This window comes from Ruegeria sp. E8, from assembly GCF_056533985.1.
Map to the genome: position 1 here is coordinate 179,853 of NZ_JBQFOY010000008.1, position 10,646 is coordinate 190,498.

Annotated in this window: 10 protein-coding genes and 1 tRNA gene; 5 read left to right on the forward strand and 6 right to left on the reverse strand. The window is 57.7% G+C overall.

All coding sequences use genetic code 11. The features are described 5' to 3' along the window. Positions 1-102: 102 nt before the first annotated feature. Together ykgO and ACR0LF_RS13030 are read right to left on the reverse strand one after the other, a co-directional pair. A complete protein-coding gene (gene ykgO / locus ACR0LF_RS13025; protein WP_005648635.1) occupies positions 103-228 on the reverse strand; it encodes a type B 50S ribosomal protein L36 in 126 nt (41 codons plus the stop codon). An 89-nt stretch (positions 229-317) separates the two neighbouring features. Continuing rightward, positions 318-392 (reverse strand) — tRNA-Val (locus ACR0LF_RS13030). Positions 393-540: 148 nt separating this feature from the next. Between ACR0LF_RS13030 and ACR0LF_RS13035 the strand changes: the two genes are divergently transcribed. Next, complete coding sequence (locus tag ACR0LF_RS13035; RefSeq protein ID WP_480578013.1) at positions 541-1,401, forward strand: N-formylglutamate amidohydrolase; 861 nt, start codon at positions 541-543, stop codon at positions 1,399-1,401. A 2-nt stretch (positions 1,402-1,403) separates the two neighbouring features. On the opposite strand, the gene ACR0LF_RS13040 is transcribed toward ACR0LF_RS13035, so the two are convergent. Continuing rightward, a complete protein-coding gene (locus ACR0LF_RS13040) occupies positions 1,404-2,657 on the reverse strand; it encodes a DNA polymerase IV (protein ID WP_480578016.1) in 1,254 nt (417 codons plus the stop codon). 337 nt (positions 2,658-2,994) lie between these two features. After that, positions 2,995-3,699 (reverse strand): orotidine-5'-phosphate decarboxylase, encoded by a 705-nt coding sequence (pyrF, locus tag ACR0LF_RS13045; protein WP_480578019.1) that lies wholly within the window; start codon positions 3,697-3,699, stop codon positions 2,995-2,997. A gap of 138 nt (positions 3,700-3,837) precedes the next feature. On the opposite strand from pyrF, the gene ACR0LF_RS13050 reads away from it, so the two are divergent. Continuing rightward, positions 3,838-4,155 (forward strand): hypothetical protein, encoded by a 318-nt coding sequence (locus ACR0LF_RS13050; protein ID WP_480578022.1) that lies wholly within the window; start codon positions 3,838-3,840, stop codon positions 4,153-4,155. 126 nt (positions 4,156-4,281) lie between these two features. Continuing rightward, complete coding sequence (gene clpB, locus ACR0LF_RS13055; protein ID WP_480578026.1) at positions 4,282-6,900, forward strand: ATP-dependent chaperone ClpB; 2,619 nt, start codon at positions 4,282-4,284, stop codon at positions 6,898-6,900. A 137-nt stretch (positions 6,901-7,037) separates the two neighbouring features. On the opposite strand, the gene ACR0LF_RS13060 is transcribed toward clpB, so the two are convergent. After that, complete coding sequence (locus ACR0LF_RS13060; protein WP_480578029.1) at positions 7,038-7,631, reverse strand: NAD(P)H-dependent oxidoreductase; 594 nt, start codon at positions 7,629-7,631, stop codon at positions 7,038-7,040. Positions 7,632-7,823: 192 nt separating this feature from the next. Continuing rightward, the gene (locus ACR0LF_RS13065) at positions 7,824-8,639 is read right to left on the reverse strand and encodes a cyclase family protein (protein WP_480578032.1); all 816 of its coding nucleotides are present in this window, start codon (positions 8,637-8,639) and stop codon (positions 7,824-7,826) included. Positions 8,640-8,832: 193 nt separating this feature from the next. Here ACR0LF_RS13065 and msrP point away from each other — a divergent pair, with 193 nt between their 5' ends. Both msrP and msrQ read left to right on the forward strand, forming a co-directional pair. Next, on the forward strand, positions 8,833-9,735 hold the full coding sequence (gene msrP / locus ACR0LF_RS13070; RefSeq protein WP_480578035.1) for a protein-methionine-sulfoxide reductase catalytic subunit MsrP: 903 nt from the start codon (positions 8,833-8,835) through the stop codon (positions 9,733-9,735). A gap of 4 nt (positions 9,736-9,739) precedes the next feature. Beyond that, a complete protein-coding gene (msrQ, locus tag ACR0LF_RS13075) occupies positions 9,740-10,354 on the forward strand; it encodes a protein-methionine-sulfoxide reductase heme-binding subunit MsrQ (RefSeq protein WP_480578038.1) in 615 nt (204 codons plus the stop codon). Positions 10,355-10,646 lie beyond the last annotated feature (292 nt).

Sequence of the window (10,646 nt, forward strand, 5' to 3'; positions counted from 1 at the left end):
TCCGCATTTTGGGCGCTAGGGTACCATGTAAAGCCCAAAGGTGCAGAAAACAAAAAAACCGCGCCCGAAAGCGCGGTTCTTCAAAATAGTGAAGTGCAGTTCTTAGCCCTGACGAGCTTTGAACTTGCGCTGCGTCTTGTTGATCACGTAGACGCGGCCTTTGCGACGCACAACACGGCAGTCACGGTGCCGGTTCTTGAGCGAGCGGAGCGAGTTCTTGACCTTCATGGTCTGTCTCCAATCTGCGGCGCCTTCATCAAGGACGTGGCCAGCGCCTGGGTTAGCGGGTGCCCCGGAAACCCGGAACAGTGAAACGATGGTGGGCGGTACAAGGATCGAACTTGTGACCCCTTCGATGTCAACGAAGTGCTCTACCGCTGAGCTAACCGCCCACTTTACCTTTGCGTGCCCAGCCCCATAACGAAATGGGGCGCGGATCACCGCGCCGGTAGCGGGGTCTATAAAAGGAGTCGTTCAGGGGTTCAAGGGGTTTGGAAGAACAATTTTCCGGTCTATGTTGATTGCGAACATGGAGAGATCATGCAGAACGCAGCCTTTGTATTGGATATGCCCGAAAACCGCAGCTCATGCGTGGTTTTTTCATCCCCACATAGCGGGCGGGACTATCCCGAAGCCTTTCTGAAACGTTCGGTTTTGAATCAAAGCGTGATTCGGTCCTCGGAAGATGCTTTTGTCGATCAATTGTTTGCCTCTGCCGCTGAATATGGCGCGCCCTTGATCAAGGCGGCCATGCCACGTGCTTATCTGGACCTGAATCGGAGTTTGGACGAGCTGGACCCGGCGCTGATCAGCGGTGCCCGCAGGCACGGGCATAACCCACGGGTTGCGTCGGGGCTGGGCGTGATTCCCCGTGTCGTGGCCAATGGGCGGGCGATTTACAGCGGCAAGCTGACCATGGACGAAGCGCGGTTGCGTATCGACACCTATTGGCGCCCCTATCATGCGCGTTTGAAGTCTCTGCTGGCCGAATCGCACGAGAAGTTTGGTCAGGCCATTCTGGTAGATTGCCATTCTATGCCGCATGAGGCGGTGGCCATGGCTGGCACGACCCGCAACAAACGGCCCGAGATTGTGCTGGGGGATCGGTTCGGTGCGTCAGCGTCGTCCGAAATTGTGGATTTCATCGAATCGGCTTTTGCGTCGGCGGGCCTGAACGTGGCGCGGAATGCCCCTTTTGCCGGGGCCTATGTCACTCAGACCTACGGCCGCCCTGGTCGCCATCAGCACGCAATCCAGATCGAGATCGACCGCGCACTTTATATGAATGAAGAGAACATCGCGCCGAACGCCAACTTCATGGCGTTTTCGAAACTGCTGCGGCAGGTGATCCGAGAGATATCCAGTATCGGTTCGAAACCGGTTCGTCTGGCGGCGGAGTAAGCCTAGCGCAAAGCGCGTCCTTTCACGATTGCTTCGGTTCCGAATCTCTGACGAATTTCGTCTGTAGCCCGCTCGGCTTTTGATCTGCGGACAGCACCCGGATCAAGTAGGTCACCCGAGATATCCGCCTGATCGGCCGGACACAGGTCGGACAGGCCACATCCCAAAAGACGGTATGGCCCCTGATCACCCACCTGATCGAATAGCCCTTTGGCCGTGCGGTAAATCTTGTCGGCGATCTGCGTTGCGTCCCGTAGTGATACGCGCCGTGTCAGAATCTTGTGGTTGGCCTTTTTAAGCTTCAATGTAACGACCCGACCAGCCAAATCCTTGGCTTTGGCACGGTCCGAGACTTTCAGCGCCATGCGCCACAAGTGGCCATCAAGAACGTCCGGGTTGGCGGTGTCTTCGAAAAATGTGGTCTCATTGCTGATGGATTTCATCGGCTCATGGGCTGAAACGCGACGCTTGTCCTGCCCCCGTGCCAGATGCCACAGGCGATAGCCCATCGAGCCGAAGCGCGCGGTCAGCGCCTCCTGATCCCAACGCAGCAAGTCGTTGAAGGTTCGGATTCCTGCCCGATCCAGTGATTCCTGTGCTGCGGGGCCGATACCCCAGATCAAGCGCACAGGTTTGTCGTTCAGAAACTCTGCCGTTTCCGCCTTGCCGATCACTGAATACCCGCGCGGCTTGTCGAGGTCCGAGGCAACCTTGGCCAGAAACTTGTTGTGGCTCAGCCCGATTGACCCGGTCACTCCCAGCTCGTCTTTCATGCGTTTGATCAGACGCGCCAGCATGACGGCGGGGGGTGCTCCGTGCAGGCGTTCGGTGCCCGACAGGTCCAAAAAAGCTTCGTCCAGGGACAGGGGTTCGACCACCGGTGTCAGCTCATCCATCATGGCGCGGATGTTGCGCGACACTTCGGCATAAACGGACATGCGCGGCTTGATCACGACGGCGTCGGGGCAGAGATGCAACGCCTTGAACATAGGCATGGCGGATCGCACGCCGCGAATCCGGGCAACGTAGCAGGCCGTTGAAACGACACCGCGCTTGCCGCCACCAATGATGACGGGCTTGTCCGCCAGCTCCGGGTTGTCGCGTTTTTCCACCGACGCATAGAAAGCATCGCAATCCATGTGAGCGATGGACAGGTCAAACAACTCGGGGTGTGATTTGACCCTCGGGCTGCCGCAGGCCGTGCAACGCCGTTCGTTCGTCAATTGTGTCAGGCAATCTCGGCAAAGACCGGGCATCTGCGTCCTCGTGTGTTCCGCAGTTGGCTTGGGGGTTCCTTATATCATCACCCAGCAGCGATCAAAGATCATTCGGGGAAAGAAAACCCCCCGCAGCGTCGCGGGGGGAGGTAACGGACCTCAGGAAGAAATGGTCCGTTGGGGAGTAACTCCCCTTAAGAATCGCCAAGTTTTACGGTCTTCGATAGGATGAAGGCCGCGTTGGTAAAACTCACCTTTTGAATGTGTGTTTTCAGGCACAGGGACGATTTGGCGCGGTTTTGCGAAAAATTGACGTAAGGTCAATTTGTTGCGGCAAGCTTTGCATGCAAAAATTCACCTGAAGGGTCTGATCCGCTTAGTGTACTTTCAGAGAATTTAACTCGGCCAAAACGGCTTCGGCGGCGGATTTTGGGTCCTCTGCCTGATAAATCGGGCGGCCAACAACGATGTGATCTGCACCGTCCTGAATGGCGCTGGCCGGGGTGGCCACACGTTTCTGATCGCCAAGTGCGGCACCAGCTGGGCGCACACCGGGGGTTACGATCAGACGCCCCTCGGCCTGCGGCAGAGCCCGGATCAGGGCGGCTTCCTGAGGGCTGGCGATGACACCATCAGCCCCGGCCTCCAGTGCCTTGGCGGCGCGTTCGACAACCAGATCCTGCACATCGCCGGATTTTAAAAGACTTGCATCAAGATCGTCGCGGTTCAGCGAGGTCAGGATCGTCACGGCGAGGATCTTAAGGTCTTTGCCCGCAGCGCCTTCTTTGGCGGCACGCACCACATGGGGGTCACCATGCACGGTCAGAAAATCCAGATCGAATTGCGCCAGTCCCCGCACGGCATTCTCTACTGTGTTGCCGATGTCGAACAGCTTCATGTCAAGGAAGATGCGTTTGCCGTGGTCCTGTTTCAGCTCGTTGGCCAATGCAAGCCCTCCTCCGGTCAGCATACCCAACCCGATTTTGTAGAACGAAACGCTATTCCCCAGCCGTTCGGCCATGGCCAGACCCTGAAGGGCGTTCGGAACATCAAGGGCTACGATCAGGCGGTCATCGGACATGGGGCGCTCCTTTTTGGCAAACGTCTGCGTCCTAGCGGGTTCGGGCGGTCCTGTCCATCTTCGAAGCTGGCACGGTCAGTTTCATTTTGTGTTATCGTGCCCGTATTGAGCACTTGATTTCAAAACAAGGGACAGAAAATGAAAAAGCTGGTTTTGCTGGGCGCAGTGATTGCGCTGGCTGCATGTGATGAAACCCCGCCCGAGACACCGGATGCCGGGGCTGCACCTGCGCCGACAAATGACGATTTGCGCCTGGTGGGCGGTTACAGATCAGAGGATGATTGGTGCCAGCTTACGGGTGAAACGGCCTTCACCGGTAATTTCCTGGATCATACTGCCGACCTGGTTTCCTGCCCGACTGGTAGTGCGGCGGCCCAGTCTCTGGTTGCTGATCTGGGCGCGGTTCAGGTCGCCGAGACAGGGGGTTACACTGTTTATACGATCCAGCGCGAATAGCGGTGATTTCTGAGTCTTAGCCTCTTGAACCGGCGCAGATATTTCCCAGATTGAATGTGAGGCTTCGACCGATATGTGCCGCCAAGCGGGCATGTCAAAACGGGGCGCTTGGAAAAGGAGAATAGCATGGACTTGAACAAGTTCACCGAGCGGGCACGGGGATTCGTGCAGGCGGCGCAGACCATTGCGCTGCGCGAGGGGCACCAGAGGCTGGAGCCCACGCATATACTCAAAGCATTGATGGATGACGACCAGGGGCTGGCCAGCAACCTGATCACACGCGCGGGCGGCGCGCCGAACCGTGTGGTCGAGGCGTTGGACGCTGCAATGGGCAAGATCCCAAAGGTCAGCGGTGACGCCAACCAGATTTACATGGACGGCCAGACTGCCAAGGTTCTGGACGAAGCCACCAAGATTGCCACCAAGGCGGGCGACAGCTTCGTGCCGGTTGAACGGGTGCTGATGGCGCTGTGCATGGTGAAATCCAAAGCCAAGGACGCTTTGGAAGCCGGAGCCGTTTCCGCCCAGAAACTGAACGAAGCGATCAACGGTATCCGCAAAGGTCGGACCGCTGACACTGCATCGGCGGAAGAGGGTTATGACGCGCTCAAGAAATACGCGCGTGATCTGACCGAGGCCGCGGCGGAGGGTAAGATCGACCCGATCATCGGGCGCGACGAGGAAATCCGTCGCTCGATGCAGGTTCTGTCGCGCCGCACCAAGAACAACCCGGTTCTGATCGGTGAACCTGGTGTCGGTAAAACCGCAATTGCCGAGGGCATGGCGTTGCGCATCGTCAATGGTGACGTGCCGGAATCGCTGAAGGATAAGAAGCTGCTGGCCCTCGACATGGGCGCGCTGATCGCCGGTGCGAAATACCGGGGTGAATTCGAAGAACGTCTCAAAGCCGTTCTGACCGAGGTCACTGAAGCCGCAGGTGAAATCATCCTGTTCATCGACGAGATGCACACACTGGTCGGCGCTGGCAAATCCGACGGCGCGATGGATGCCGCCAATCTGATCAAGCCTGCGCTTGCCCGGGGTGAGCTGCACTGCATCGGTGCAACGACGCTGGATGAGTACCGCAAATACGTCGAAAAAGACGCGGCCCTGGCGCGCCGGTTCCAGCCCGTTGTTGTGGCTGAACCCACTGTCGAGGATACGATCAGCATCCTGCGCGGCATCAAGGAAAAGTACGAGCTGCACCACGGTGTACGGATTTCCGACTCGGCGCTGGTGTCGGCGGCGACACTTTCGCATCGCTATATCACTGATCGTTTCCTGCCCGACAAAGCCATCGACCTGGTCGATGAGGCGGCGTCGCGTTTGCGGATGGAGGTGGATAGCAAGCCCGAGGAACTCGATCAGCTAGACCGCCAGATTCTGCAGATGCAGATTGAGGAAGAGGCGCTGAAGCTCGAAGACGACGCGGCCTCCAAGGATCGTCTGGAAACCTTGCAAAAGGATCTGGCCGATCTGCAGGAGAAATCCGCCGAGATGACCGCCCAGTGGCAGGCCGAGCGCGATAAGCTGGCCGGTGCGCGTGATCTGAAGGAACAGCTCGATAAGGCGCGCGCTGATCTGGAGATCGCCAAGCGGGAAGGCAATCTGGCAAAAGCCGGGGAGCTGTCCTACGGCGTCATCCCCGAGCTTGAGAAAAAGCTGACCGAGGCTGAAAACGCCGAAAGCAACGCTATGATGGCCGAGGAAACGGTGCGTCCGGAACAGATTGCCTCCGTCGTAGAGCGCTGGACCGGTATCCCGACCTCGAAAATGCTGGAAGGTGAGCGCGAGAAGCTGCTGCGGATGGAAGATGATCTGCATTCCCGCGTGATCGGTCAGGATGCGGCGGTGACCGCTGTCGCCAATGCCGTACGCCGTGCGCGTGCGGGTCTGAATGACGAAGGTCGCCCGCTGGGTTCGTTCCTGTTCCTCGGCCCGACCGGTGTGGGTAAGACCGAACTGACCAAGGCCGTGGCGAACTTCCTGTTCGACGATGACAACGCGATGGTGCGCATCGACATGTCCGAGTTTATGGAGAAACATGCGGTCGCCCGTTTGATCGGTGCCCCTCCGGGCTACGTCGGCTATGACGAAGGCGGTGTTCTGACCGAAGCCGTGCGGCGCAGGCCCTATCAGGTCGTGCTGTTTGACGAGGTCGAGAAGGCGCACCCGGATGTGTTCAACGTATTGTTGCAGGTTCTGGACGATGGCGTGCTGACCGATGGTCAGGGCCGTACTGTGGACTTCAAGCAGACGCTGATCATCCTGACGTCGAACCTTGGGTCTCAGGCGCTCAGCCAGTTGCCCGAAGGTGCGGACAGCGCGCAGGCGCGGCGGGATGTGATGGATGCGGTCCGGGCGCATTTCCGGCCCGAATTCCTGAACCGTCTGGACGAAACGATCATCTTTGACCGCCTCAAGCGGGCCGATATGGATGGCATCGTCGATATCCAGATGGCACGTCTGCAGAAACGTCTGGCCGCCCGCAAGATTGAGCTGGCCCTGGACGATAGCGCCAAGGAATGGCTGGCGAACGAAGGCTATGACCCGGTCTTTGGTGCCCGCCCACTGAAGCGTGTAATCCAGCGCGCCCTGCAGAACCCGCTAGCCGAGGCGCTGTTGGCTGGTGAGATCAAGGACGGAGAGACTGTTCCTGTGACCGCCGGTTCCGATGGGCTGATCATAGGTGACCGGTTGGGTACGTCGGATCGACCACGACCGGACGATGCCGTGGTGCATTGATCAGGCATATTCGACAAAAGGACCTGCTGTTTTAGCGGGTCCTTATTTGAAAAGTTCACAAGTAGTAAATCAGTCGTCAGGTGCGTTTGCCGTTTCGGTTCAGGGATGACGCTCTTCGGTCGCGCTCAATTCGCCGCTTAGGTTTCTTGCGGCGCGGGCAGAGTAAGCCCAATGTCGTAGCATTTTTCTAACAGCGCCTTTCGCCTGTTTTCTGATCCGGTCGATCCATGAAGAACTTCAAGTTTTCTGGGTGAGAACCCAAAATATCCGAAGGTGCCTTGTGTCCAGCTTGTTTCCAGTGCCTGCAGATATCCGGCGTTTTCCATTTCATCGGAACGCGCGCCGGCCGGTATCAACAGAACTCCGGACCGGGCCCTTTGGAGCGATTTCTCCGGGTCATTGAGCTGGTCATAAGCCCAACCCCAGCTCCAGACGCGATCGACCCAACCTTTCATCATCGATGGCATGCCCCACCAGAACAACGGGAATGCAAGGCAAATCGCGTCAGCGCGCGCAATTCGATCTTGTTCCGCAACAACATCTGCCAGAGCCTCGGACGCTAAATCCCCCTCGATATCCGCCATGGACCACCGCGGGTCAAAACCCTCGGCGTGAAGGTTTCCAAGCTCGATGGTGTGACCGGCGGCACTTGCGCCATCCATGAATTTTTGCGCTGCCGCAGCGGTAAAGGATTCGGGGTCCGGATGATCAAGAATTGTCAGTACGTGCACGGGCAGGTCTTTTTCTCGCTATTGGGACGTTTGAATTTACTCTGGAGGCTCAAGGTAACTTCAGGTCAAGATAAAAGAGAATGTAGGAGTAGGTTCCTTGGACAGCGGCGTGCTTTGCGCAAAAAGATGCGCATAGCGGAACTGAATAGGGCCCGCCAGTTTAGCGAGCCTCTGTAGAAACGCCTGACGCTGTCACACCAAAGCAAAAATCCGCGCCGGTCCTCCTGTGCCGCCTTTGTGCTTCGGCGCGCCAATGACAAGTGTTGCGCCCGCCGCAGGCACCCGGTCCAGATTGGCCAGACATTCGATCCCGAACCGACCTGAAGGCAACCACGCATAATGGGTGGCAAAATCGGTGGACATGCCGTGATCCAGCGATAGGGTGTCCACGGCAATCGAGCGCGCGCCGGTTTCCTCCATCAACATCTGTGCCGCTTCGACATGGAAGCCGGGATAGTGTTGAGCCTGGCCGTCGAAGTTGCGGAATTCGTCCGTAGCGGTTTTGCCGCCCCAGCCGGAATACATCGCCACACAGGCCCCGTCTGGGATGTCGCCATTTGCTGCGATCCAGGCTTTCAGGTCATCGGGCGTGACGCGCGTGTCCGCATCTTCGGCCGCCCGGGCAGCGATATCCACGACACAGAGCGGCGCGACCAGATCCGAGACCGGGATTTCGTCGACCGAAATACCATCCGCCGAGAAATGAAGCGGTGCATCTATATGTGTCCCCGTATGTTCATTGATGGTAAGGTTGAATAGGTTGAAGCCGTGATCCGCGAAGTTAAACGGCTGCTCGGCCGCGATGCCGGGCTCGCCACCCCAAGTAGGGAAATCGGGGCTAAGCGTATGGGTCATGTCTTCGACGCCCCCGTGGCCGGCGGCCAGCGCCACAGGGACCGTGGCGCCGGTGGCAGCAGCTGCGACGCTTGATGCAGCGGCTGCTTTGAAAAATCCTCGTCTCGAGAGCATCCGTTCCTTGACGGCATTCACTACGCATATGTCACACATGTTTCTCCTCCCTTGTTGTTTTGGAAACATAACGTCTCAACTCCCGTCGCGGCAAAGAATATCCATGTGAGGCTCATCCCGTGCGCATCCGTTTCGTTACAATCCCGTCTCTCAATCGTTACGCCTGTTTCCTTGGCTCTGTGCTATCAGCAGATTACCTCATGCCCGAGGTGAGTTGATTACGGAGACCTAAATGGCGCATCGCTGGACCAACACTTTGACACATGCCGACGTCACCCCGAGGGCGGCGTTCCTGAACCGGCGTCAGGTTATGGCCGGATTGGCGGGTGTCGGGCTGACCTCGATGGCCAGACCCGCCTTGGCACAGGACGCTCTGGAGCCCAACACCTGGGAAGAGATCACCTCGTACAACAACTTTTATGAATTCGGGACCCGAAAGGATGACCCCGCCAAATACGCCGGCGCCCTGACGACTGAGCCGTGGAGCGTCAAGATCGACGGGCTGGTCGACCGCCCCGGCGAGTATGATTTCAAGGACATCATGTCCGAGATGACGGTGGAAGAACGCATCTATCGTTTCCGCTGTGTCGAGGCGTGGTCGATGGTGATTCCGTGGAACGGGTTCGAACTGGCCGATCTGCTGAACATGGCGGGTGTGCAGGAGGGGGCCAAATACTTGGCCTTCGAGACCGCGGTTCGCCCGGATGAGATGCCCGGCGTACGGTATCCCATTCTGGAATGGCCCTACCGCGAAGGTCTGCGTATGGATGAGGCGATGCATCCGCTGACGATCATGGCAACAGGGATTTACGGCCGAACGATTCCAAATCAGAACGGCGCGCCTTTGCGTCTGGTTGTTCCGTGGAAGTATGGCTTCAAATCGATCAAATCGATTGTCCGCATCACGCTTACCGAGGATGAACCGCCCACCAGCTGGAGTATGTCCAACCCGCGCGAATACGGCTTCTATAGTAATGTGAACCCGAACGTGGACCATCCGCGCTGGTCTCAGGCTTCGGAGCGTGAGATTGGCGGCGGGCTGTTTGCGTCGCGCAAACCGACCCTGATGTTCAACGGGTATGAAGAAGAAGTGGCTGGCCTGTATGAAGGCATGGATCTGAAGGCGAACTATTAGGATCATGCAGGTTGTTAACCAGACACTCCGCCGTATTCCGGTTTGGGCCATTTATCTGCTGGGGGCACTGCCCGCGCCCTGGCTGTTCTATCTTGGTTTGACCGGTGGTCTGGGCGTCGATCCGATAGAAGCGCTGGAGCATCGCTATGGCGAACTGGCGCTGCAACTTCTGATCGCCGGTCTGGCCGTCACACCTTTGCGTCGGTTTGTCGGTCTGAACCTGATGAAGTTCCGCCGTGCTATTGGGGTTTTGACATTTACCTATGTCAGCCTGCATCTTCTTGTCTGGCTGGTGCTGGATGTTCAGCTTCCCAGCCAGATCTGGGCGGACATCCTCAAGCGCCCATATATAACAGTCGGAATGGGGGCATTTCTGATCCTGCTGCCGTTGGCTTTAACCTCCAACAACTGGTCGGTACGCAGGCTGGGGCCGCGCTGGCGTAAACTGCACCGCCTTGTCTATCCGGCCGCTCTGCTTGGGGCCGTGCATTACGTCATGCTGGCAAAAGGCTTTCAGATCGAGCCGCTGGCCTATCTGGCAGCTATCGTCGTCCTGCTTGTCCTGCGTTTGCCGATTCCCAACCTCTCTTTCCGGTCCAACAGCGCAGATTCTGCCTGACTCGAAAATGAGTCTGTGGGTAACTGTGTGTAAAAGACAGTTGAGCAAAGGGTCTCATCTGCTTTTTTGCTTTTTTTGGTGGTTCTTTGCCTAGTGAAACTCACGCAACATATTGAAAATAAACTATTTTCCATCTTTTTGAGATTTTCTTCTGATTTCGTGAATTTTCCGCTTGCGGCTAGGGCTGGTTATACTTAGAACCCCCTTCACCGGCGCTGCTGAGGCGGTTGCTGGGACGCTGGAGACGGCGGAGACGGGCCGGAGAGACGGTTGAGACGCATCGGAGAGACGG